Raw genomic sequence first — 23,082 nt, 5'->3', positions numbered from 1 at the left:
CTCAAGCACCTGCCTTGCGCAGAGCGACGGCGGCACCCGCGTCGACGTCGAGCGTCGCACGCACCGCGCTGCCGGCGGAGTTGGTGGGCAGCCAGACCACGTGGTCGGGCATGACGGTCACCTCGACCGGGAGCGTCACCGCTCCGGCCTTGGTCGACACCTGCACCTGGTCACCTTCGACCAGGCCGGCGCCTTCGGCGGTGGCGGCCGACATCCGGGCCACCGAGGGACGCGCAGTTCCCGCGAGGAAGGGCTCGCCGTCCTGCAGAACGCCCTTGTCGAGCAGTTGCGCCCAGGTGGCGAGGATCGCCTCACCGACCAGCGGACGCGGAACGCCGCCGGACTTCGCGCGCGGACGCACGACGCGGTCGCCGTCCCACGGACCGAGCTCAGCCATCTCGCTGCGCACCTGCTCGAGGGTGCGGGTGCCGAGGAACTCGCCCATTTCGGCGGCGAGCAGGTCGAGCACCCGGTAGTCGCTCATCGTCTGGGTGTCGAACGCACGCTCGAAGGTGCGCACCCGGCCTTCCCAGTTGACGTACGAACCGGACTTCTCCTGCTGCGCGGCCACGGGGAGGATCACGTCGGCGTACTGCGCGACGCTGCTGTCACGGATCTCCAGCGAGACCACGAAGGCATTGCGCAGGCCCTGCTGCGCGCGCTCCTGGCCGACGAGGTCGCGGGTGTCGACACCGGCGACGACCAGTGCGGAGAGTTCCCCGGAGGCCGCCGCGGCCAGCATTGCGGCGGTGTCACGGCCGGGCTGCGACGGCAGTTCGCCGGCACCCCAGACGGTCGCGACCTGCGCGCGTGCGGCGACGTTGGTGACGTCACGGCCACCGGGCAGCAGGGTCGGCAGCGCACCGACCTCAAGCGCTCCACGCTCACCGGCTCGACGCGGCACCCAGCCCAGACGCGCACCCTTGGCGGCGGCGAAAGCTGCTGCGGCCGAGAGAGCGCCGCCCGAGGTGGCCATCCGCTCGCCCACCAGCACAATGCTGTCGGAACCGATGTGGCCGCCAATCTCAGCAAGCTCGGAGCCCGGGTCGCCCATCGCGGCGAGCACCTCGGCCTCGGTGCCAGGAGCGGTCGGCACCAGGGTGCCGCCCATCTTGTCCAGGCCACGGGTGGCGTACGGGGCCAGCGAGACGACCTTGACCTTGTTCTTGCGGAAGCCCTTGCGCAGTCGCAGGAAGATGATCGGTGACTCGTCCTCCGGCTCCAGTCCGACCAGGACGACGCTCTCGGCGTGCTCCAGGTCGGCGAAGGTCACCGCGCCGGCGTCCGGACCCGTCGCCACGACGGCGTGGGCCAGGAAGTCGGCCTCCTCGGCCGAGTGCGGCCGCGAGCGGAAGTCGATGTCGTTGCTGCCGAGCACCAGACGCGCGAACTTGCTGTAGGCGTAGGCGTCCTCGGTGGACAGGCGTCCACCGGTCAGCACTCCGACACCACGCGCGTCACGGGCAGCGGCCAAGCCCTTGGCGGCTGCGTCCAGCGCCTCCGGCCAGCCGGCGACACGGAGCTCACCGGACTCGTCGCGCACCATCGGGGTCTGGACGCGGCTGCGCTGTGCGTAGGTGAACGCCCAGCGACCCTTGTCGCAGTTCCATTCCTCGTTGACGGCGATGTCTTCCAGGGCCATGCGGCGCAGCACGACACCACGGCGGTGGTCGGTGCGCAGCGAACAACCGCTCGCGCAGTGCTCACACACGCTCGGGGTCGACACGAGGTCGAAGGGACGGCTACGGAAGCGGTAGGCCGCGCCGGTCAGCGCACCCACCGGGCAGATCTGCACGGTGTTGCCGGAGAAGTAGCTCTCGAAGGGCTTCTCCTCGTAGATGCCGACCTGCTGCAGCGCGCCGCGCTCGATCAGTGCGATGAACGGGTCACCGGCCACTTGGTCGGAGAAGCGGGTACAGCGAGCACACAGCACGCAGCGCTCGCGGTCGAGCAACACCTGGCTGGAGATGTTGATCGGCTTGGCGAAGGTGCGCTTGACGTCCTCGAAGCGTGACCGCGGACGGCCGTTGCTCATCGCCTGGTTCTGCAGGGGGCACTCGCCGCCCTTGTCGCAGACCGGGCAGTCGAGCGGGTGGTTGATCAGCAGGAGTTCCATGACGCCCTGCTGCGCCTTGTCGGCCACCGGGGAGGTCTGCTGGGTCTTGACCTCCATGCCGTCGGCGACCTCGAGGGTGCAGGACGCCTGCGGCTTGGGCATCGGACGCATGGAGCCGTCCGGGCCCTTGGTCGACACCTCGACCAGGCACTGACGGCAGGCGCCGACCGGGTCGAGCAGCGGGTGGTCGCAGAAACGCGGGATCTGGATGCCCACCTGCTCGGCAGCGCGGATCACCAGCGCGCCCTTGGGCGCGGTGACCTCGACCCCGTCGATCGTCAGGGTGACGGTCTCCACCGTGATCGGTGCAGCCGCGTTACCACCCGTGTCGACGGCGTTGCCGCCTGCAGAGGGAGAACTGACGGTCGTCATGCGGAGACGCTCTCCTTCGTGTCGAAAAGCACCGAGCGCTCCGGCGGGAACATCTCCCACCACGGCGTGTGCATACCGGCCTCGAACTCCTCACGGAAGTACTGCACCGCCGAGGTGACGGGGCTGGTCGCACCATCACCGAGGGCGCAGAAGCTGCGGCCGAGGATGTTGTCGCAGATGTCGACGAGCTTGTCGATGTCGTCCTGCGTGCCCTGACCGTGCTCAAGGCGGGTCATGATCTGCTTCAGCCAGAACGTGCCCTCGCGGCACGGGGTGCACTTGCCACAGGACTCGTGGGCGTAGAAGTCGATCCAGCGGCTCACCGCACGCACGACGGAAACAGTCTCGTCGAAGATCTGCAGGGCGCGGGTGCCGAGCATCGAACCTGCGGCTGCGACCGACTCGAAGTCGAGCGGGACGTCCCAGTGCTCGGCGGTGAAGATCGGCGTCGAGGAGCCACCCGGCGTCCAGAACTTGAGTTCGTGGCCGCCACGGATGCCGCCGGCCATGTCGACCAGCTCGCGGAGGGTGATGCCCATCGGCGCCTCGTACTGACCCGGACGGGTGACGTGACCCGAGAGCGAGAAGATGCCGAAACCGGTCGACTTCTCGGTGCCCATGTCCTTGAACCATTCCGAGCCGTGCAGCAGGATCGGCGGCACCGACGCGATCGACTCGACGTTGTTGACGACGGTCGGACGCGCGTAGAGACCGGCGACGGCCGGGAACGGCGGCTTCAGGCGAGGCTGGCCACGACGTCCCTCGAGGGAGTCGAGCAGCGCGGTCTCCTCGCCACAGATGTAGGCGCCGGCTCCGGCGTGGACGGTGACATCGAGGTCGTATCCCGAGCCGTGGATGTTCTTGCCCAGGTGTCCGGCGGCATAGGCCTCCTCCACCGCGCGCAGCAGGCGGCGGTAGACGTGCACGACCTCACCACGCAGGTAGATGAAGGCGTGGTTGCACCCGATGGCGAACGAGGTGATCGCCACACCCTCGATGAGGAAGTGCGGCGCGGCCATCATCAGCGGGATGTCCTTGCACGTGCCCGGCTCGGACTCGTCGGCGTTGACCACGAGATAACGCGGGCCGCCGTCCGGCTTGGGCAGGAAGCCCCACTTCATGCCGGTGGGGAAGCCTGCACCACCACGACCACGCAGACCGGAGTCCTTGGTCATGTTGACCAGGGCCTCCTGGCTCATGCCCAACGCCTTCTTCAGCGCGTCGTAGCCCTCGTTCTGCTCGTAGGTCTGGAGCGTCCACGACTGCGGAGCGTCCCAGAACTTCGTGAGGATCGGCGTCAGTGTCGTGCTCATCGAATCTCACCCTTCGCGGACTCGGCGGTGCCGTGGCCCTCGGCGCCCGAGTGGGCCTCCCCCGGCTGCGGCTGGTGACCGCCGGCAGCGGCGACGGCCTGGTCGTCGGAGCCGACTTCCTCGGCGTTGCCGGGTGCGGTCCAGTGGTTTTCCTTGGCGACCTTCAGGCCGGCCAGCGAGGCCGGCCCGGCGCCGACGCCCTCGTCGGCGAGCCCGTCGGAGAAGCCGGCGAGGGTGCGCGACACCTGCTTGAAGGTGCACACCTTGTTCGGGCCACGGGAGGGCTTGACGTCCTTGCCCGCGCGCAGGTCGTCGACCAGTCCCTTGGTCGACTCCGGCGTCATGTTGTCGAAGAATTCCCAGTTGGCCATGACCACCGGCGCGTAATCGCACGCAGCGTTGCACTCCACCCGCTCAAGGGTGATCTTGCCGTCGGCGGTGGTCTCGTCGTGACCGATGCCGAGGTGCTGGGCGACCTCGTCGAAGATCTGGTCGCCGCCCATGATCGCGCAGAGCGTGTTGGTGCAGACGCCGACGGTGTAGTCGCCATTGGGGTGGCGCTTGTACTGCGTGTAGAAGGTCGCCACACCCGACACCTCGGCGTCGGTGAGGTCGAGCTTCTGGGCGCAGAAGGAGACGCCACGGCCGGTGATGTAGCCGTCGACGCTCTGGATGAGATGGAGCATCGGCAGCAGCGCCGAACGCTTCACCGGGTAGCGCGCGACGATCGCATCGGCGTCGACGTGCAGCTGTGCCAACTGTTCGTCGGTGTACGGCTCGTCACTGGCGTGCAGCGGGGTCTTCGGGTGCAGCGGACCGTCACTCATCGGTCGACGCCTCCCATCACAGGGTCGATCGAGGCGACGGCCACGATGACGTCGGCGACGGTGCCGCCTTCACACATCGCAGCGACCGCCTGCAGGTTGTTGAACGAAGGATCGCGGAAATGCGCCCGGTAGGGACGCGTTCCGCCGGTGGAGACCACGTGGCAGCCGATCTCGCCCTTGGGTGACTCGATGGCTGCGTACGCCTGTCCGGCCGGCACCCGGAAGCCCTCGGTGACCAGCTTGAAGTGGTGGATGAGCGACTCCATCGACTCGCCCATGATCTCGCGGATGTGGTCGAGGCTGTTGCCCTGACCGTCGGCGCCGACGGCCAGCTGCGCCGGCCAGGCGATCTTCTTGTCGGCGACCATGACCGGGCCGGGATTCTTCTCCAGGCGGTCGATGGCCTGCTCGACGATCTTCAGCGACTCGTGCATCTCCTCGACGCGCACCTTCAGGCGGGCGTACGCGTCGCAGCCCGAAGAGGTGGGCACCTCGAAGTCGTAGGTCTCGTACCCGCAGTACGGCTCGGCCTTGCGGACGTCGTGCGGAAGGCCCGCCGAACGCAGCACCGGACCGGTCAGGCCCAGGGCGATGCACCCGGTGAGGTCGAGGTAACCCACGTCGACGGTGCGGCCCTTGAGGATGGGGTTCTCCATGAGCAGCAGCTCGAGCTCCCGAACACCCTTGCGCAGCAACGGGAGGTTCTCGCGCACCATGTCGATCGTGCCGACCGGGATGTCCTGCGCCACTCCGCCGGGACGGATGAAGGCGTGGTTCATGCGCAGACCGGTGATGGCCTCGAAGATGCGCAGGATGCGCTCGCGCTCACGGAAACCGATCGTCATGACCGTCGTAGCACCCATCTCCATGCCGCCGGTGGCGAGGCACACCAGGTGGGAGGTGATGCGGTTGAGCTCCATCAGCAGGACGCGGATCGTGTTGGCCCGCTCCGGGATCTGGTCGGTGACGCCGAGCGCCTTCTCGACCGCGAGGCAGTAGGCCGCCTCGTTGAAGAAGGGCATGACGTAGTCCATGCGGGTGCAGAAGGTCACGCCCTGAGTCCAGGTGCGGAACTCCATGTTCTTCTCGATACCGGTGTGCAGGTAGCCGATGCCGGCACGTGCCTCGGTGACGCTCTCACCGTCCAGTTCGAGGATCAGTCGAAGCACACCGTGGGTCGAGGGGTGCTGGGGACCCATGTTGACCACGATGCGCTCTTCGTGCAGCGCCGAGGCCTCCTCGGCGACCGAATCCCAGTCGCCACCGACCGCGTTGACGACAGGAGTGTCGTCGTCGACGTCGTGGGTGGATGCGCCGAAGGCATCTGTCGTCGTGCTCACGAGTAGCTCCTCCGCTCGTCCGCGGGAGGCACGGTGGCGCCCTTGTACTCCACCGGGATGCCGCCGAGCGGGTAGTCCTTGCGTTGCGGGTGGCCGGGCCAGTCGTCCGGCATCAGGATGCGGGTCAGCGCGGGGTGACCCTCGAAGATCAGACCGAACATGTCCCAGGTCTCGCGCTCGTGCCAGTCGGCACCCGGCCACACCGACACGACGGACGGCAGGTGCGGGTCGCCCTCAGGAGTGGTGACCTCGAGCCGGATCCGCTTGCTGCCGTTGGTGATCGAGAGCAGGTGGTAGACGGCGTGGAGTTCGTGACCGGTCTCCTGCGGATAGTGGACGCCGGAGACGCCCATGCACATCTCGAAGCGCAGCGCGGCTTCGTCACGCAGCAGCTGCGCGACCGCCAGCAGGTGGGCGCGGTCGACGAAAAGGGTGAGTTCGCCGCGGTCGACCACCACGCGGGTGACGGCCTCGGCGAAGTCCGGACCGCCGGTGCGCTGGAGCGCGGAGGCAAGGTCGTCGGCGAGCTGGTCGAACCAACCGCCGTAGGGGCGCTGGGCCTGACCGGGGAAGAACACCGGTCGGTCGAGGCCGCCGTACCCGGAAGTGTCGTTACCGAGCGAAGACCCGAACATGCCGGTGCGCTCGGCGACCAGCACCGGGTCGTGGGTCTCGCGGATGCCGGCGCGGCCGTCCTCCTGAGCCAGTTCGGTCTCCGACTTGCGCTCGGTGGGCGGCTCGACGACCGGCCCGGTGACGGCGTCCTTGGGGATGTCGTTCTTGTCGTTCTCGCTCATGCCAGCAGCCCCTTCATCTGGTGCGTCGGCGTAGCGGCCAGTGCGGCGCGCTCGGCGGCGCGGGCGGCCTCGACCCGGTTGACGCCCAGCGGCGTCGACTGGATCTGCTTGTGCAGTTCCAGGATGGCGTTGAGCAACATCTCCGGACGCGGCGGACATCCGGGCAGGTAGATGTCGACCGGGATGATGTGGTCGACGCCCTGGACGATCGCGTAGTTGTTGAACATGCCGCCGGAGCTGGCGCACACACCCATCGAGATGACCCACTTCGGCTCGGGCATCTGGTCGTAGACCTGACGCACGACGGGGGCCATCTTCTGGCTGACCCGGCCGGCGACGATCATCAGGTCGGCCTGCCGCGGGGTGGCCGAGAACCGCTCCATACCGAAGCGGGCGATGTCGTAGTCGGGCGTGCCGACGGCCATCATCTCGATGGCGCAGCAGGCCAAACCGAAGGTGGCCGGCCAGACCGAGCTCTTGCGCATGTAACCGGCGACGTTCTCGACGGTCGACAGCAGGAAGCCTGCGGGAAGTTTCTCTTCAATACCCATTGGTGTCTCCTAGATTCCCGCGGTCAGTCCCACTCGAGTCCGCCGCGGCGCCACACATAGGCGTACGCGACGAAGACGGTGATGATGAAGAGCACCATCTCGACCAGGGCGAACAGGCCCATGCGGTCGAAGGCCACCGCGAACGGGTACAGGAACACGCTCTCGATGTCGAAGATGATGAACAGCATCGCGGTCAGGTAGTACTTGATCGGCACGCGCGCGCCGCCCTCGGCGCGCGGGCTCGGCTGGATGCCGCACTCATAGGCGTCCGCCTTGGCACGGTTGTAGCGCTTGGGTCCGGCGAAGGCACCGGCAACCACCGAGAACGCCGCGAAGAACAAGCCGATCGCTGCGAAGAACAGCAGCGGGGCATACGAGTAGTTCGTCATCCCTTGCATCGGGGCGACTCCTTCCATGCGCTCCCTGGCGAGCGCAGTCCCATCGTATTCACGGGTGTTGCCAACGTCCTCTCGACCCTCATCACGCGGCTGGCGTGAGTCGGGCCAACATCGCGAGCGCTCGGTCGTCAGCGTCACGGCTGTGCGTGCCGCCGAGGTTCGCCACCGCCTTCAGCACGAAGCGCATCATCGTCTGTCGCGGTAGTGCGTATTTCACACCCAGACGCATGACGTCAGGGTTGTCGATCATCTTGGCGAAGAGTCGGCCCATTGTGTAGTAGCCACCCAGCGAGTCCCCGACGACGGCCGGGTAGGACTGCAGGACGCGCTCACGACCGGCGTCGCCGACTCGCGCCTTCGACTGCGTGATCACCTCAGCGGCCAGGCGTCCGGTCTCGAGCGCGGCGGCGATGCCGTCACCACTCCACGGGTTGACCGCAGCGGCTGCGTCGCCGACGAGCAACAGCCCGTCGGCATAGAGCGGACGACGATCGAAACCGGTGGGCAATGCCGCGCCCTGCACCGGAGCGGTCTGCGTCTGCTCGCTGAAGGTCCAGTCGGCCGGCATCGTCGCGATCCAACGCTGCATGACGTCGTGGTACTGCATCGCGTCCGTGCCCTCGGGGCGCAGGACGGTGAGGCCGACATTGCTGGTGCCGTTGTCGAGACCGAAGATCCAGCCGTAGCCGGGCAGCAGGGTTGACCGACCCCGCGTGTTGGTGGTCGACAGGTCGAGCCACGCCTCGAGGTAATCGTCGTCATGCCGAGGGCTTCGGTAGTTGGCCTGCAGCGCAACAGCATTCGGACGGTGAGCACGCGCGGCCTGCGTCGTGGCTGGCGCCAGCGCGGAAGCACCGCCATCAGCTGCGACCACCAGCGGCGCGGTGAAGCTCAGCTTCTGGCCGGTGGGTTGTCCGTCGGCCGCGATCTCGTCGGCCTCGACCCCGATCACCCTGCCCGCGGCGTCCTTGACCGCTGCAGTGACCGCGACGCCCTGCCGTAGCTGCGCGCCCTTGCTCTCGGCGTGCCGCGCGAGCATCTCGGCCAGGTCGTGGCCGCTGCGCACGAGACCGAACGGGGGAAACTCAGCGCTGTCGGGCCAGTCGAGCTGGAGGCGCATGCCTCCGCCGATCAGACGTACGCCGTTGTTCTTGACCCAACCGTCCGCCTCGGACGTGGGCACACCCAGCCGCACCAGTTCGCGAACCGCGCGCGGGGTGAGCGCGTCGGCGCAGATCTTCACCCGCGGGAAGTGGGCCTTCTCCAGCAGCAGCACGTCGAGTCCGGCGAGCGCGAGGTGCGCAGCAACCGATGAGCCTGCAGGGCCTGCACCGACGACGATGACATCGGCGGTTGCTTCCGCCGGAACCATCGGGGCGGGCTGGCTCACTGTCTCTTTCCTCATGCTGCTGGGCGGGGCGCTTGTGAAGGGATTCACTAACTGGAGCACTCTACGGGTGGCCGCCGAAAGGGCCTACTAAGGCGAACCTCAGCTCCGGCATGGCCGACCCGCCGCCTTTGCAAGGTGTGGGTAGTCAGCGCGGCCGTGGTGTCGACGATGCGGGCGCGCGGGAGGAACGACCGCGGACCGAGGAGGAGACACCGCCAAAAGCGCAGGCGAAGGGCTGTGTCGCGGACGACGAAGGAGTCAGCGACACGGCCCGTAGCGAACGGAGGAGTCAGTGAGAGCGTCCGCGATGCAGAGCAACGATGCCGCCGGAGAGGTTCTGCCATTCGACATCCGCCCAACCGGCGTCCTGCAGCTGGGAGGCAAGGCCCGCCTGGTCGGGCCAAGCCTGGATCGACTCGGCGAGGTAGACGTACGACTCGGCGTTCGAGCCCACCGGCTTGGCGATGCGCGGCAGGGCACCCATGAGGTATTCGGAGTAGACCTTGCGGAAGACCGGGTTGGTCGGCGTGGAGAACTCGCAGATCACGACGCGGCCGCCCGGCTTGGTGACGCGGTGGAACTCGGCGAGCGCCTTGACGCTGTCCTGCACATTGCGCAGACCGAAGGACATGGTGACCGCGTCGAAGGTGTTGTCGGCGAAGGGCAGCTTCATGGCGTCGGCGGCGGTGAAGCCGAGGTCGGCGCGGCGCTCCTTGCCCACACGCAGCATGCCGAGGGAGAAGTCGGCGGGGACGACGTGGGCGCCGACCGCGTCGAAGGGCTCACTGGACGTGCCGGTGCCGGCTGCGATGTCGAGCACCACTTCTCCGCGCTGCGGGTCGACGGCGCGGAGCACCTGCTTGCGCCAGCGGCGGTCCTGCCCCATCGACATCACGTCGTTGGTGATGTCGTATCGGGCAGCAACGTCGTCGAACATGCGGGCGACGTCGGAGGGGCGCTTGTCGAGGCTGGCGCGGTTCATGGGCACCATCTTCGCGCACGTCACAGCGTGCTCACACCACACGGTGCCCCGGTTACTCGCCGGTCGGCGTACGCTGCTGCCTCGTGACCCTCCCGCTCGTCGATGCTGCGCCGCCCACGCTGGTGGCTCGAACGACGCAGATTCCTGATCCGCGTGATCTGGCGCGGCTCGTTCCCTCTGACGTGGCGCCCCAGGACATCGTCTGCTGGTTGCGTGGCGGAGAGGGACTCATCGGGTGGGGGCGCGCGGCGTCCATCACCACCTCGGGAGAGGACCGTTTCGAGGCGGCGACCGCGTGGTGGGAGTCGGTGGCGTCCAGCGCAGTTGTGCGCGGCGACATCGACCTGCCGGGCACCGGCCCGATCGCGTTCGGCACCTTCGCTTTCAGCCGTCGCTCCGAACAATTGAGCACGCTCGTCGTGCCCGAGGTGATCGTCGGTCGACGCGACGGTCGCAGCTGGGTCACCCACGTGACGACGGCTGACCGCCTGCCTGGCTCTCACCCCTCCATCAGTGCGCAAACCGCCACTCCCCCAGGAGAATTGAGCTTCCGCACGGGCTCGCTTTCGCGGGACGAGTGGGCCGACGCGGTCGCGGAGTCGGTGCGTCGCATCCAGAACGGCCGCCTCGACAAGGTCGTCATGGCCCGTGACGTTGTCGCCACAAGTTCCTCGCCGATCGACCTGCGCTGGCTGCTGGCCAACCTGGCGACCGACTACAGCAACACGTGGACCTTCGCGGTCGACGGCATGGTCGGGGCGACCCCGGAGATGCTGCTTCGCCGCGAGAAGGGGCTGGTGACCTCGCGGGTGCTGGCCGGCACGATCCGCCGCACCGGCGACGACGAGCGCGACCTCGGCCTGGCTGCCGGCCTGGCCCGTTCGTCCAAGGATCTTGAAGAGCACGAGTACGCGGTGCGCTCGGTGGCCGAGGCGCTGCGTCCGCACTGCTCGTCGATGAACGTGCCCGAATCACCGTTCGTGCTGCACCTGCCGAATGTCATGCACCTCGCCACCGACGTCACGGCCGTGCTCCGTGACGGAGCGTCGTCTCTGGCGCTCGCCGCCGCCCTGCACCCGTCAGCAGCCGTGTGCGGCACCCCCACCCAGATGGCCGCCGAGGTGATCCACGAACTCGAGCGGATGGACCGCGGCCGCTACGCCGGACCGGTCGGGTGGCTCGATGTCACCGGCGACGGTGAGTGGGGCATCGCCCTGCGCAGCGGAATGCTCGACCCGAAGGACGACCGCTCGATCCGGCTGTTCGCCGGTTGCGGCATCGTGGCCGGCAGTGTGCCCGAAGCCGAACTGGCGGAATCGGACGCGAAGCTGCTGCCGATGCGCGGCGCGCTGATCGGCCGGGCCCCCGGCCGCTGAACCAACGGGAACAGCGGCCGGAGCCGTGACTACGGAGTCCAGTGGGCGCTGATGTCGACGGTTACCGGAGTGTTGTTCGAGGAGTACACCGTGATCGTCCCGCCGGTGCCGACCTTCACGACCGCGGCGTTCGACACCGATCCTCCCGGGCTGTAGTTCACGTTCGACACCACCGGACGCGACGCGCCGCTCGGGTAGGCCGTCAGGTAACCCGACTGCGACGGATTCGCCGCGGTCAACGTCACCTGCACCGCCTTGGCCGTCGTGGGCACCGCGCCCACCCCAGCCACCTTGACGGTGAACGCACTTCCGCCCGTCACCGCACGAGTCGTGACCAGTCGCGCCGGGGTCGAGGCCACCGTGTCAGCCCCGGCAGGCACCCAACCGCCGACGTCGACCAACAGATCGGTGGTCGCCGTCGACCGCAAGGTCACTCTGCCGCCGACGCCCAGTTTCACCACGCCGAACCCGGCGATCGTCTGCCCCGAGCGGAACGACACACTCGTCGCGGTGGGTGCGGTGACACCCGCGGGGAAGGCGGTGACCGTACCCGCAGCCGCCGGCGCGACCGTGGTCACGTTCAACATCGCTGCCGACGCTGACAACGGCACTCCCGCTGTTCCACCAACCGTGAGCGTCACCGATCCACCGGCAGGCACACGCACCTTCGGCGCTCCCGTCCCGGTGCGGGTGTCCAACACCCGCACCGGAGTCATCCCCGTGAAGGCACTTCCGGCCGGGTAGTAGCCCGCTACGTCCGCGAGGATGTGCGATCTCGCCGAGGACGCGATCGACACCCGGCCGCCGGCACCGATCTTTGCGACCACCAGGTTCGGGATGTTCAGGCCGGCCACGTAATTCACGTTCGACGCGGTCGGTTTCGCGGCACCCGTGGGCCACGCCGTGAGGTATCCCCAGCCTGTCGGCTGAACTGCCGTGACGTTCAGCACTACGGCGGACGCGCCAGCCGGCACACCCCCGCGTCCGGTCACCTGCAGATCCACCTGGCCGTACGCCGGCACCATCGCAGCCGGTGCACCGTTGCCGGACCGCGTGTCGAGAATTCGAGAGGGCACGAGCGACACGAATTTGGGCGCCACGTTGGCCGCGAAGCTCCAAGCGAACTTGAGGTTGCCCGTCGCCTCGAGTTCCCCGACGACTGCGATGCGATAGGTCGTGCCGGCCATGACATCCAGACTGCTGATCCTCGCCGCGGTCATACCGGTGGCGGAGTCGGCGTCCTGGTTGGAGGCGACATTGGTCAGCGTCGACACCGACGAGCCGGTGTACGCCGCCATCATCGTGTTGTAGTCGGAGCCGGCGGTGTCGAACGTGACCCGACCGGCCGAGGGTGCAGTCCAGGAGAACCACACCGAGGGTCGGCCCCACCAGACATGGTCAGGCTCCCCGGTCTCCTTGGTCGCGTTCGCGGTGCTCTGCACGAGGGATCCACCGTCTGCGGGGGTGAGTGCACGGGCGGCGGCGAAGTCATCATTGGCCGGTGATGTCACGAACGACCAACGCAACTTGAGATCGCCCATTTCTCCGTCGAAGCCGTCCGCGGCGATCCGATAGGTCGTCCCGGCTTTGACCCTCATCTTCTCGATGGAACTGGTCACCATGCTCTCGCTCCAGTCATCGTTCGAAGCGACCTCGGTCAATGCGCCGACCGAGCTACCGGTGTAGATGCCGAGCAGGGTGTCGAACGACGATCCACCGGTATCGACCGAGAGCAGCCCGTTCGAAGGGGCGGTCCAGGTGAACCACACCGACGCACCGCTGGGCATTGCGGCGTGGAAAGGTTCACCCGACTCCCGGGTGCCCTCCATTGTGCTCTGGGCGAGTTGGCCCCCCGCCTGGGCGAGCGAAATGGCATTGGCGAAGTTGTCGTTCGCGGGCTTGGCGACGGTGATCGTGCCGGTGCCAGCAAGCGTTGCCTGCATGGTCGGGGCGCAGCCGCCGGTCGCGGTCATGCTGACCCCGGCGTCCTGCCCGTTGTAGGACAGCGAGTTCGGTTTCGTCGTCGAGTTGAACTGCGTGTGGTCCGGGTGTCCGTGCCATGGATCGTCCGGACCGCCGGTGTTGCCGGTGAAGTTGAGGTTCTCGAAGTCGGAGGCCTCCTCGACGTCGATCAGTCGCCCCGTGGCTCCCCACATGTTGTTCCGGAAGACCTCCTTCACGTGGTAAACGAGGATTCCGCACCCGGGGAGGGCCGCATCGAGACCGACGGGCTGTCGATTCTCAACGAGGAAGAACTCACCCTGCGAACCCACGCCGGCGCCGTCCGGGTCGCCCAGCAACTGGTAGGCGACGTTGCTGCTGGAGGCCTGCGGGATGGAGACATCGGTCGCGCTGGTGACGCGAGTGGGTGAGATCCAGCCGAGCAGGTACTTGCTGTACGCGTCGAGCATCGTCGGAGCGTTCCCCGCAGGGCCGGAACCGGTCGTGCCCCACGATCCGGACGACATCAGGCTCCACTGGCCGACGCCCTCGGTGCGGTAGCTGATGTCGTACAGATCGGGCAGATCCAGATCGTGACCGAACTCGTGGGCCATCACACCGATGGTGGCGGGGTGGGAGTCGGTGGGATCGTCGGAAGAGCAGTGCATCTCGCCGAACTGGGTGTAGCCCTGCGAGCCGACGACCTTGCCGTCGGCGGTCGGAGCCGCCACGCCGCCACCGATCGCCCACTGGTGGGCCCACACGCTCTTGCCGCACGGGCTGCCCCCGTACGAGGTCTCGTACCCGGCCGCGATGACCGTGATGTGCAACTCGGCGGGTTCGATGGTGCCGTTGCCATTGCTGTCGAAGGAGGCGTAGTTGACGTACGGGTCGGCAGCCCGGATCGCCGCCGCCGTCAGCTGCTGGTTGGCTGCTCCGGTGTCGCCGGCGGTGTTCGGATGAGCCATGGGCAGAGTCACCCAGCCGACGACACCGTCGTTCGCGGCACCGCTGCTCTCCGCCGCCGGAGCGACGTCGATCTTGTTGAAACTCGCGCCCTTGTAGAACGCGCGGACGCTCCCCGACGCCCCGAAGAACTTGCTGCTCCAGTCGGCAGCGGTCGAGCCGACAGCCGCCTGGTCACTGAACTGGGCCAGGATCACGATGGTGCGCTGTGCGCCGGTGAAGCTGCCCGGAGCGCGCTCCAGCGTCGGCGCGGTTGAGATGTCCTTGCTCGGCTTCAGACCCTTCGAACCGCGTGGCGGTGCGGCCGAGCCGGCTTTCTGCGCCCCCGCGATGGGCTGGCCGGCCTTGTCGAGCCCGGTGGCGTACCGCCAGTAACCCTTGGCGTCCTTGGCGACAGTCGCGCCGCCTGACTCGGTGGTCCATGTGCGCAGGTTGTCGCCGCGGGTGGTGATGGTGACCGTGGAGCCGTCCGGCTGGGTGACACGGCGTGGCGTGCTGTTGACCGGCGCTCCGCGCACCTCGCGAACGACCTTCTTCGTGCTGCGCTTCTTCTGCGGCCCGGGCAACTTCGGGGATGCCTCTGCACTGTTTCCGCGCGGCTGCGCAGCAGTGCTGGACACGGCGGTGGGCGAAGGGGAGCCGGCGGGATCAGCCGAAGCCGGGCTCGCCGATGCGAGCGACATCGCAGTCGCGGCTGTTACCACGACGGTTCCGAGGCGCCTGAGTGTCTTCATGGTCTTCCTTCGACGGGTCGTTCACCGCTACGCCCTGAAGATCAGGGTGCCGACCTGCTCGTCGGCTCGGGGTCGGTCCGCGGACGTCGCAATCGCGCTTGATGACATCAACGCGCCGAAGGTCTCGGACGAGCGGACTCTACCTTTCACAGCGCGGCCGCAGGCACGGTTTTCCAACTCTCGGCATCCGAGGTGATACGCACCAATTCGGAGCAGACCCTTGCCTTTGACGTCACCCTGATGTCAAAGTGATGTCATGGACATCACACCGTACATCGAAGGAATCCGACGCGACCTGCTCGCCGCGGCTCGCGCCAGCGGAGAAGAGGGTGAGGCATTCGTCGCCGAACGCCTCTCGTACGCCATCGACGCCTCGGCTCGACTGGCCATCATGGAAGCCATCAGCGCGGCCGCCGCTGAGATCACCGCGAAGATGGCGTCCGGCTCGGTCGACGTGCGCCTCTCCGGACGTGACCTCGACTTCTCCGTGCACGCCGGCATGCCTTCCACGCCTACTCCGCCGCCGCCTCCGTCGCTGGAGAAGGACGCCGAGCAGCAGGACGAGGGCGGTCTGGCACGCGTCACGGTTCGCCTCCCCGAAGCGGTCAAGGCGAAGGCCGAGGCCCGCGCCGAGGCCGCCAATCAGTCGCTGAACACTTGGATTGTCAACGCAATTCGCGTCTCGACCATCCGCGACGGGTTCCAGATGGATCCCAGCGAAATCCTCAACCACTTCCTGGGCCAAGACCCGTTCAGTGGCCGCAAGGGCCCGCGGCACATGAAGGGCTGGAACTAAGCGTGCGCGCAGAGACCTACGCGATGACGGAGCCGATCGACCTCTTCGTGGAGATCTTCGCGGGCTCGCTTGAAATCTCTACCGACATTGCACCGGCCATCGCCCTCGAAGTCGAGGGCAAGCATGCCGATGAGGTGCGGGTCGAGCAACAGGAGCACTCACTCGCCATCTATGCACCCAAGCCGCAGGGCCTCGGCTCCAGCGCCGACTGGCAGGTGCACATCCGCGTGACCATCCCGCCGAGCAGTGACGTCAAAGTGCAGTCAGGCAGTGCGGATGTGACGCAGCGCGGCATCATCAGCAAGCTCGAAGCAAAGGCCGGGTCGGGGGTCGTCTTTGCCGACCAGGTGTCGAACAGCACCCTCATCGACACCGGCTCAGGCCGCATCAGCGTGAACGACGTGCACGGCGATGTCCGCCTACGCACTGGTTCAGGCGGCGTGCTCGCCGGCCTGATCGACGCCGAGGCGATGATCTCCACCGGGTCAGGAGAAGCGAAGATCGTGCGGTTCAACGGCGAACTCAACTTCAAGACCGGTTCGGGCGGCCTCACCATCGATGACGCCTGTGGCGCAGTGCGAGCCCGCACCGGCAGCGGCACGGTGTCGATCGGGCGCATCGAGCACGGCGAGATCGGCGCCAAGACCGGCAGCGGCGATGTGCAGGTCAGCGTGCCCACCGGCACCCCAGTGTGGACGGACGTCCTCTCCGGTCGGCCGGTGGAATCGACCTTGCCGTCCGCGGGTGAGCCGAAACCGGGCCAGAACTTCGTCCGGCTCCACGCCCGCACCGGGAGCGGTGTCGTGCGATTGGCGCCGGCCGACGCCTGAGCTCACTCCAGCGGAGCCAACGCCTCACGCGCGGTCTGTGCGAGCAACTCGTGCAGACCGCGTTCGGCTGCCCGCTCGACCTTCACCTCGAGCACCCGAATGCCCCTGCCCGGGTTGGCGATTCGATCAGCCAGAGCATCAGCGTCGGCGATCAATTCGTAGTCGGCGCCGCGAGCTGCACAGACCAGTTCGAGATTCGCGCCGGTCGGCGTACCGAAGATCCGCTCGAACGAATCCGACAGACGTTCCTGCCCAGGCTCGAGGGTGCTGAAGATGCCGCCGCCGTCGTCGTTGACGACCACAACGGTGAGATCCGGACGCTCGTTGTCGGCTCCGATCAGCAACGCGTTCCCGTCGTGCAGGAAGGTCAGATCGCCCATCAGCGCGTAGGTGTGGTGATCGGGGTGGGTGAGGCCGACGCCGATCGCGGTGGAGACGACGCCGTCGATACCGGCCAGGCCGCGGTTCGACACCGATACGACGTCGCGAGAGATGCGGTTGGCGTTGCGAGCGAGGTCGAGGTCGCGGGCGATGTTGGAGGGTCCGACCACCAGCGCCGAGCCCTCAGGCATGTTGTGGACGACGGTGCGGGCGACCGCCATTCCGGAAGGCCAACTGCTCTCCACCACCGGTGTCGCAGCTTCCGACAGGGCCGTTCCCGCCTTGCGCCAGTGCGCCGTCCAGGCGCGATCTGCACAACTCGACACCGCCGTGCGGCTGCGCTCGATGGCCTCCCAGGGATGTACGCGCCGGGTGCGGTGGCTGGCTCCGGCCCAGGACGTCCCCGAGGTGATGACTTCGACCGTCACGTCCGGGTGTTTCAACAGCGCTGCGACGTGGCGGTCGAGGGTCGTTCGGCCGGCGATCAACACCCGCTCGGGCAGGTTGCGCTCCAGCCAGTCGGTGGCCCGCAGGATGAGCGCGCCGTGCGGCGTCACGCGTCCACGGTGGTATTTGCCGAAGGGCTCGGCGATGACGGGCCACCCTGCGGAGTCAGCGAGTTCGGCGACCTGCGCGGCCATCGACGGCTCAGGCACATCGCCCAGGATCACCAGGGTGCGCGGGATGGGCGCGATGCCAGGACCAGGCACCGCGGAGGGGCGATGGCTCTCCACCTGACGGATGTTCAGCCACGACTCCCCACGCGGGCGACCTGAAAGATCCTCGGGCCATTCCTCGTGGCCTTCGGTGGGCACCAACGGCGCGCGGAAGGGGATGTTCAGGTGCACCGGGCCGGCGTCACCGGCCGGCACACCGGTCGCCTCGGCGAGCGCCCGCCCGACGATGGAGCGCCACCAGGCGTTCTGGTCGGGGCGGCGCTCAGGGGCGGCGAACTCGTAGAACCACCGCGTCGCGTCGCCGAAGATCTTCACCTGGTCGGTGGTCTGGTTGGCACCGACGGATCGCATCTCCGGTGGGCGGTCGGCCGACAGGATCAACATCGGCACAGCTGCGTGGTGAGCCTCCAGCACCGCGGGGTGCAGGTTGGCCACGGCGGTGCCGCTGGTGGTGATCACCGGCACCGGCACGCGCCGCACCTTGGCCATCCCGAGCGCGAGGAACGCAGCTGATCGCTCATCGATGCGCACGTGCAGACGCAAGCGCCCGGCGCGTTCGGCTTCGAGGGCGGCGTACGCCAGTGGCGCCGATCGTGAGCCGGGAGCCAGCACGATGTCGCGCACGCCGTGCCGGATGAGTTCGTCGACGAGCACGGTCGCCAGGGCCATGGACGGATTCACAGCGGTCATTCTCCTCGCTCGCCGATGTGTGCCGTGATGCCCCACTGCCCCGCCCACTGCTGTCCGGGTTCGAGCACGAGCAGCGCTTCTCCGGTAACGAAGGCGTTGGCCGGGCAGGTCATCGGCTCCACCGCGACTCCGCTGCGGCGGTTCTTGTCACCCGGCAGCGAATCGCCGGTGAACACCTGCACGTACGGGAAGGTCTCTGCATCGGCCCACAACCGGGTCGCCCGCCCGCCCCGCTCGACCTGCACGATCCACCTGCCGCCCTCGCTGCGCAGATCGGTGAAGGCGTGGTCGAACTTCGTTGCGTCGATCCGTCGCGCGGCCCGGAAGTCGAACTCCTGCGGCAATGCGGCGCGGCCGGTCGGGATCAGTCGGTCGTCGACCTCGATCAGGGTGTCGACCGGCAGGGAGAGCGTGAGGTCGTCCACGGATGCCTCGCCTGCGGTGAGGTAAGGATGCGCGCCGTAACCGAAGGGCACCGCAACCGCGCCGACGTTCGTGGCCGCCGGGCGCACGGTGAGGCCGTCGGGAGTGAGTTCATAGGTGACGGTGAGGTCGAGCAGGCCGTCCCAACCCTGTTGCGGCAGAAGCGAATGCGCGACCACCAGGCGGGCGTCGGTCTGATCGACGACATGCCATGTCGACCACCGGCTGAGGCCGTGGGAAGCGTTCTGCCGGGCCGGTTCGGTGAGGGCGAGTTGCTGGTTCTTGCCGGCGAAGCTGTACTTCCCGTCGCGGATCCGGTTGGGCCACGGAAAGAGGTGCTGACCGCGTCCGGCATCGGCCTTGGCGTCGGTGCCGAAGCCGCTCACGACGTCCTGGCCATCAACGCGGTAGGTGCGGATTCCGCCACCGGATTCGACGACGACGAGTTCCTGACCGTGCGCGCTCAGCGTCCACTGCTGCCCACTGGCAGCTCGCTCGTTCACCATGACGCGAGCCTACGGGTCGCGCGTGTGCGGCGGATCGGGGATCACGCAACTACCGTGGTCGGGTGACCGCATCGCATCGCAGCTTCGCCGACGACGTCCGCAGCCGGACGCCGCAGCAGTTGCGCGATCTTGTGATCCTCCGACCTGACCTGCTGCACCCACAGCCGAAGAATGTCTCGGCGCTCGCTGCTCGAGCCGCCACCCGTAGCAGCGTCCAGCGCGCGGTGGAGGGGCTCTCGGCAGACCTCCTGCACGTGCTCGAAGCAGCGCTGGTTGCAGGTGGCGAGTCGGACGGAATAGCGGCACTGCTGGGCGTTCCAGCCGATGAATCACAGCCCTTCGTGGAGCAGCTGTGGACGCGAGCGCTGTTGTGGCGCAAGGACACTGCGTGGTTGGCAGCCCGACCGGTGGCCGACGTGCTGCCCTATCCCGCATGTCTTGGTCCGCCGTGGTCGAGCTTCACCCACCTGCCCATTCCAGACGACCTGGAGGGCCGTTTCAGTGGGCTGAGTGACGAAGCCTTGCGGGTGCTCGACCACCTGACCCACCGGCACCCGGTGGGTGTCACCGGGCAGGGCGTCGCAGCCGCATCCGTGGCCGAACTCCTGGACGCCGGACTCGTGTTCCACACCGACGCCGACCGGGTGGTGCTGCCGCGGGAGGTGGCACTGGCTCGTCGGGGCGGTGTGCTTGGTGGCGCCCCGTTGAGTTCGCCGCAGGTCGGACGGGCGGGAGCCGACCAGCACCGCAGCGACGCAGCAGCCGGCCAGGCCGCTCTCGACCTTCTCTGGCAGGTGGAGACCCTTGCCGGCTTCTGGCAGAACGACCCGCCGCGGGTGATGACCAAGGGCGGCGTCTCGGTGCGCGACCACAAACGTCTCGCGTCCGCACTCGGCACTTCCCCCGAACACGCCGCCTTCGTCGCCGAACTCGCCCATGCCGCAGCGCTGGTGGCTCCTGATGCGCAGATCAGCCCGGTCTGGTTGCCCACCGCGGCGTACGACGAGTGGTTCGATCTGCCGCCTGCGAAGCGGTGGGCCGCGCTGGCAGAAGCATGGTGGGCGATGCTGCGCGCACCGTCACTCGCGGGCGGTCACGACTCCACCGGCGCGGTCATCAACCTTCTCGGCCCCGGCAGTGCGTGGCCCTTGATGCGGCAACGTCGTCACGATGTGCTGAACGTATTGGAGCAACTCGAGCCGTCCGTCGCCGCAGGAGTCGACGAGGTGGAGGAGTTGCTGCGCTGGCATCGACCGTTGCGGCTTCCGGCGGGTGCGCCGACGCAGGCGCAGGTCGTGCTGCAGGAAGCGGAATGGCTGGGCCTCACCAGCGGCGGGCACCTCAGCACCGCCGGACGCCTTCTCACGGTCGGTGCGCTCGACTCCAGCGCACTCCAAGAGGTGATGCCGTCGACGGTCGATCACGTGCTCGTGCAGGCAGACCTCACCGCGATCGCGCCCGGCCCGCTCGACGATGACCTGCGTCGCCTCATGGACGCGGTTGCCGATGTTGAATCACGCGGTGGCGCAACGGTTTTCCGACTGACCCCCGACTCGCTGCGGCGTGGACTGGAGGCCGGTCTCACCCCCGACGAGGTGCGCGGCCGCCTCAACGCCGCGAGCCGCACTCCCCTGCCGCAGGCCCTGAGCTATCTGATCGACGACCTTGCGCGGCGGCACGGCACCACCCGGGTCGGATCAGCAGGCAGCTACATCCGCAGCGACGACGAGACCGGGCTCGCGGCCCTGGCTGCCGATCCGGCCATGGCCTTCCTGCAGCTGATGCAGATCGCCCCGACGGTGCTGGTGTCACGGTTGCCAGCAGCACGCGTCCTGACGTTCCTGCGCGATGCCGGCTACGGCGCGCTCGCCGAGGACGCCTCGGGCGCTGTGGTGAGCGCGAGCGGCGAGCCGACGCGCGCACCGGTGCCGCGCACGCCCGCACCGGTCACCTCGACCTCGGTCGACGCAGCCGCCGCCGAAGCACTCATCGAACGACTCATGGCCGCCGAGGGAACTGAATCTCCCAGTGGCAGTGACGAATCCGACCCGGCGGTGTCGCTCGACCTGCTCATGGACGCCGCCGCGTCCGGGGTGCCCGTACGCATCGGTTACGTCGACTCATCCGGCAACCTGCGCCGCACCGTGATCCAGCCGCAGCAGGTGGACGGCGGCCGGGTGACGGGCTTGGTCGGGTCGGACGTCCGCACCTTCAGCGTGCACCGCATCACCGGCGTCGCGGCCGTGTGAGCGATCAGCGCTGCTGCATCCGCGCAAACTCTCCCGGCGTCATCCCGGTGGAGGCCTTGAAGTCACGCGAGAAATGGGCCTGGTCGGCGTAACCCAGCATTGCTGCGACCTCGGCCAAGGAGATTGCACCCGAACGCAATTGATCGGACGCCTCGTGCAGCCGGCGGCGCCGGATCAGCCACAGCGGCGTCAGGCCGAGTCTGCGTAGACAGAGCCGCTGCAAGGTGCGCTCGGCCAATCCGACGCGGCCACACAGGTCGGTGACGCTGATGATCGACGAATCGGTCTCCACAAGTTCGACGATCTGGTTGACCAACAGCGATTCCTCGTCGAGCGGAAGGTGATCCTCCAGCCTGGCTTCGAGCAGGCTACGTCCGGCGGCGTGCGCGTCCTCGCTCGTGGGGTCGTCCGCCATGAGGTCGCGTAGGGGCGCAGTCAGCCCCGGCAGGACGTCGTCCAGCTCCACGAACCGATCGGTGACCGTGCCCACCGGCGCGCCCAGGAGCAGGGCGCCGGCTGCAGGCGTGAACATCGCCCCAAAACCCCATGCCGTGCCTTCGAGCACGGTCGTCGACAGCCCGCGGGTCGGCCCCGCGAAACGGGAGTAGTGCGGCGTCGTGATGAGCAGACAGATCGGGTACTGCAGCACCTTCTGCACCGACTGCTCGCCGTCCGGCACCTGCCAGACCGGAATCCAGTAGCGGCGCAGGAGTCCGCGTAGGTGCGACGGCGGCTCGTACCGGTGGATGGCGAACGAGCGATCAGCCGGGTCGCGCAGGTGCGCGCGCTCGATGTCGTCGGCCGCGGTCATTGTCGGAAATTATCAAGACCTGGCACATCGACGGCACCTAGCGTCGGAGCAACCACCCAGCAAAGGAGCATTCGATGAGCAACACGCAGCAGATGTGGCAGCAGCACGCGCAGCCGTTCACCGAGGTCGTGCAGGCCGTGACCGATTGGGACGCCGCCAGCCCTTGCGAGGGCTGGAGCGCCCGCGACGTCCTCGGCCACGTGATCGAGACCGAGCGTGACTTCCTGACCCAGCGCGGCTTCACCACGCCCGAGCCGGACGCCGGCGATCCCGCTCGTGGCTGGGACGAGCACCTGTCCGCGGTCACTGACCTGCTCGGCGACGAGTCAGTGGCGACCAAGGAATTTGACGGATACTTCGGCCCGACCACCGTCGGCGACACCCTGGCGCGGTTCTACGGTTTCGACCTGTTGGTGCACCGCTGGGACCTCGCCCGCTCGCAAGGATCTGACGCGACGCTCAACGACAGCGAGTTGGACGAGATCGATGCCGCAGTCGACGGCTTCGGCGAACACGCCTACGCGCCAGGGATTTTCGCTGCAGCGGTCGACGTCCCGGAAGACGCCGACCGCCAGACGAAGGTGCTCGCCCGCACGGGACGTCGCGCCTGACCGCC

At 68.0% G+C, this 23,082-nt stretch carries 18 protein-coding genes; 5 read left to right on the top strand and 13 right to left on the bottom strand.

Annotated features, from left to right (window positions below; translation table 11 throughout):
• Position 1: 1 nt before the first annotated feature.
• The 9 genes from J5M86_RS02660 to J5M86_RS02620 form a co-directional block, all read right to left on the bottom strand.
• Complete coding sequence (locus J5M86_RS02660; RefSeq protein WP_188059637.1) at positions 2–2,488, bottom strand: NADH-quinone oxidoreductase subunit G; 2,487 nt, start codon at positions 2,486–2,488, stop codon at positions 2–4.
• Positions 2,485–3,801, bottom strand: a complete 1,317-nt coding sequence (nuoF, locus tag J5M86_RS02655; RefSeq protein WP_188059638.1) for an NADH-quinone oxidoreductase subunit NuoF — start codon at positions 3,799–3,801, stop codon at positions 2,485–2,487. Before nuoF ends, J5M86_RS02660 begins: the two co-directional genes overlap by 4 nt.
• On the bottom strand, positions 3,798–4,628 hold the full coding sequence (gene nuoE, locus J5M86_RS02650) for an NADH-quinone oxidoreductase subunit NuoE (protein ID WP_188059639.1): 831 nt from the start codon (positions 4,626–4,628) through the stop codon (positions 3,798–3,800). Before nuoE ends, nuoF begins: the two co-directional genes overlap by 4 nt.
• Positions 4,625–5,968 carry an NADH-quinone oxidoreductase subunit D gene (locus tag J5M86_RS02645; protein WP_188059640.1) on the bottom strand — a complete coding sequence of 448 codons (1,344 nt, stop codon included), beginning with the start codon at positions 5,966–5,968 and terminating at the stop codon, positions 4,625–4,627. The genes nuoE and J5M86_RS02645 overlap by 4 nt, the downstream gene beginning before the upstream one ends.
• Positions 5,965–6,765, bottom strand: a complete 801-nt coding sequence (locus J5M86_RS02640; protein WP_188059641.1) for an NADH-quinone oxidoreductase subunit C — start codon at positions 6,763–6,765, stop codon at positions 5,965–5,967. Before J5M86_RS02640 ends, J5M86_RS02645 begins: the two co-directional genes overlap by 4 nt.
• Positions 6,762–7,316, bottom strand: coding sequence for an NADH-quinone oxidoreductase subunit B family protein (locus J5M86_RS02635; RefSeq protein WP_188059642.1), 555 nt, complete (start codon positions 7,314–7,316; stop codon positions 6,762–6,764). The genes J5M86_RS02640 and J5M86_RS02635 overlap by 4 nt, the downstream gene beginning before the upstream one ends.
• 23 nt (positions 7,317–7,339) lie before the next feature.
• Positions 7,340–7,705 carry an NADH-quinone oxidoreductase subunit A gene (locus tag J5M86_RS02630; protein WP_188059929.1) on the bottom strand — a complete coding sequence of 122 codons (366 nt, stop codon included), beginning with the start codon at positions 7,703–7,705 and terminating at the stop codon, positions 7,340–7,342.
• 91 nt (positions 7,706–7,796) lie between these two features.
• Positions 7,797–9,104, bottom strand: a complete 1,308-nt coding sequence (locus tag J5M86_RS02625) for a geranylgeranyl reductase family protein (RefSeq protein ID WP_244328444.1) — start codon at positions 9,102–9,104, stop codon at positions 7,797–7,799.
• A gap of 289 nt (positions 9,105–9,393) precedes the next feature.
• Positions 9,394–10,086 (bottom strand): demethylmenaquinone methyltransferase, encoded by a 693-nt coding sequence (locus J5M86_RS02620; RefSeq protein WP_188059643.1) that lies wholly within the window; start codon positions 10,084–10,086, stop codon positions 9,394–9,396.
• Positions 10,087–10,169: 83 nt separating this feature from the next.
• Here J5M86_RS02620 and J5M86_RS02615 point away from each other — a divergent pair, with 83 nt between their 5' ends.
• Complete coding sequence (locus J5M86_RS02615) at positions 10,170–11,462, top strand: isochorismate synthase MenF (RefSeq protein ID WP_188059644.1); 1,293 nt, start codon at positions 10,170–10,172, stop codon at positions 11,460–11,462.
• 29 nt (positions 11,463–11,491) lie between these two features.
• Here J5M86_RS02615 and J5M86_RS02610 read toward each other — a convergent pair whose 3' ends face one another.
• The gene (locus tag J5M86_RS02610; protein ID WP_188059645.1) at positions 11,492–15,103 is read right to left on the bottom strand and encodes a M6 family metalloprotease domain-containing protein; all 3,612 of its coding nucleotides are present in this window, start codon (positions 15,101–15,103) and stop codon (positions 11,492–11,494) included.
• A gap of 256 nt (positions 15,104–15,359) precedes the next feature.
• Here J5M86_RS02610 and J5M86_RS02605 point away from each other — a divergent pair, with 256 nt between their 5' ends.
• Together J5M86_RS02605 and J5M86_RS02600 are read left to right on the top strand one after the other, a co-directional pair.
• Complete coding sequence (locus J5M86_RS02605; protein WP_188059646.1) at positions 15,360–15,899, top strand: toxin-antitoxin system HicB family antitoxin; 540 nt, start codon at positions 15,360–15,362, stop codon at positions 15,897–15,899.
• Positions 15,900–15,901: 2 nt separating this feature from the next.
• Positions 15,902–16,729, top strand: coding sequence for a DUF4097 family beta strand repeat-containing protein (locus tag J5M86_RS02600; RefSeq protein WP_188059647.1), 828 nt, complete (start codon positions 15,902–15,904; stop codon positions 16,727–16,729).
• A gap of 2 nt (positions 16,730–16,731) precedes the next feature.
• On the opposite strand, the gene menD is transcribed toward J5M86_RS02600, so the two are convergent.
• On the bottom strand, positions 16,732–18,477 hold the full coding sequence (gene menD / locus J5M86_RS02595; protein WP_244328443.1) for a 2-succinyl-5-enolpyruvyl-6-hydroxy-3-cyclohexene-1-carboxylic-acid synthase: 1,746 nt from the start codon (positions 18,475–18,477) through the stop codon (positions 16,732–16,734).
• The gene (locus J5M86_RS02590; protein WP_188059648.1) at positions 18,474–19,406 is read right to left on the bottom strand and encodes an aldose 1-epimerase family protein; all 933 of its coding nucleotides are present in this window, start codon (positions 19,404–19,406) and stop codon (positions 18,474–18,476) included. Before J5M86_RS02590 ends, menD begins: the two co-directional genes overlap by 4 nt.
• 62 nt (positions 19,407–19,468) lie before the next feature.
• Here J5M86_RS02590 and J5M86_RS02585 point away from each other — a divergent pair, with 62 nt between their 5' ends.
• Positions 19,469–21,655: a helicase-associated domain-containing protein gene (locus J5M86_RS02585; protein ID WP_188059649.1), complete on the top strand. Its 2,187-nt coding sequence runs from the start codon at positions 19,469–19,471 to the stop codon at positions 21,653–21,655.
• 4 nt (positions 21,656–21,659) lie between these two features.
• Here the strand turns inward: J5M86_RS02585 and J5M86_RS02580 are convergent, their stop codons facing one another.
• Positions 21,660–22,466, bottom strand: a complete 807-nt coding sequence (locus tag J5M86_RS02580; protein WP_188059650.1) for an AraC family transcriptional regulator — start codon at positions 22,464–22,466, stop codon at positions 21,660–21,662.
• Between the two features lie 74 nt (positions 22,467–22,540).
• Here J5M86_RS02580 and J5M86_RS02575 point away from each other — a divergent pair, with 74 nt between their 5' ends.
• Positions 22,541–23,077: a maleylpyruvate isomerase family mycothiol-dependent enzyme gene (locus J5M86_RS02575; RefSeq protein WP_188059651.1), complete on the top strand. Its 537-nt coding sequence runs from the start codon at positions 22,541–22,543 to the stop codon at positions 23,075–23,077.
• Positions 23,078–23,082: the final 5 nt, after the last annotated feature.

This window comes from Yimella sp. cx-51, from assembly GCF_017654605.1.
Classification (GTDB): Bacteria; Actinomycetota; Actinomycetes; order Actinomycetales; family Dermatophilaceae; genus Yimella.
Note: the sequence above shows the minus strand (reverse complement) of the source record. Positions and strands in the feature narration are given on the sequence as shown.

What these genes read in the sequence shown, in the direction of transcription:
- J5M86_RS02660 (WP_188059637.1), bottom strand. Translation starts at nt 2,488, where the DNA reads ATGACGACCGTCAGTTCTCCCTCTGCAGGCGGCAACGCCGTCGACACG.
- nuoF (WP_188059638.1), bottom strand. Translation starts at nt 3,801, where the DNA reads ATGAGCACGACACTGACGCCGATCCTCACGAAGTTCTGGGACGCTCCG.
- nuoE (WP_188059639.1), bottom strand. Translation starts at nt 4,628, where the DNA reads ATGAGTGACGGTCCGCTGCACCCGAAGACCCCGCTGCACGCCAGTGAC.
- J5M86_RS02640 (WP_188059641.1), bottom strand. Translation starts at nt 6,765, where the DNA reads ATGAGCGAGAACGACAAGAACGACATCCCCAAGGACGCCGTCACCGGG.
- J5M86_RS02635 (WP_188059642.1), bottom strand. Translation starts at nt 7,316, where the DNA reads ATGGGTATTGAAGAGAAACTTCCCGCAGGCTTCCTGCTGTCGACCGTC.
- J5M86_RS02630 (WP_188059929.1), bottom strand. Translation starts at nt 7,705, where the DNA reads ATGACGAACTACTCGTATGCCCCGCTGCTGTTCTTCGCAGCGATCGGC.
- J5M86_RS02620 (WP_188059643.1), bottom strand. Translation starts at nt 10,086, where the DNA reads ATGAACCGCGCCAGCCTCGACAAGCGCCCCTCCGACGTCGCCCGCATG.
- J5M86_RS02610 (WP_188059645.1), bottom strand. Translation starts at nt 15,103, where the DNA reads ATGAAGACACTCAGGCGCCTCGGAACCGTCGTGGTAACAGCCGCGACT.
- J5M86_RS02605 (WP_188059646.1), top strand. Translation starts at nt 15,360, where the DNA reads ATGGACATCACACCGTACATCGAAGGAATCCGACGCGACCTGCTCGCC.
- menD (WP_244328443.1), bottom strand. Translation starts at nt 18,477, where the DNA reads ATGACCGCTGTGAATCCGTCCATGGCCCTGGCGACCGTGCTCGTCGAC.
- J5M86_RS02590 (WP_188059648.1), bottom strand. Translation starts at nt 19,406, where the DNA reads ATGGTGAACGAGCGAGCTGCCAGTGGGCAGCAGTGGACGCTGAGCGCG.
- J5M86_RS02580 (WP_188059650.1), bottom strand. Translation starts at nt 22,466, where the DNA reads ATGACCGCGGCCGACGACATCGAGCGCGCGCACCTGCGCGACCCGGCT.
- J5M86_RS02575 (WP_188059651.1), top strand. Translation starts at nt 22,541, where the DNA reads ATGAGCAACACGCAGCAGATGTGGCAGCAGCACGCGCAGCCGTTCACC.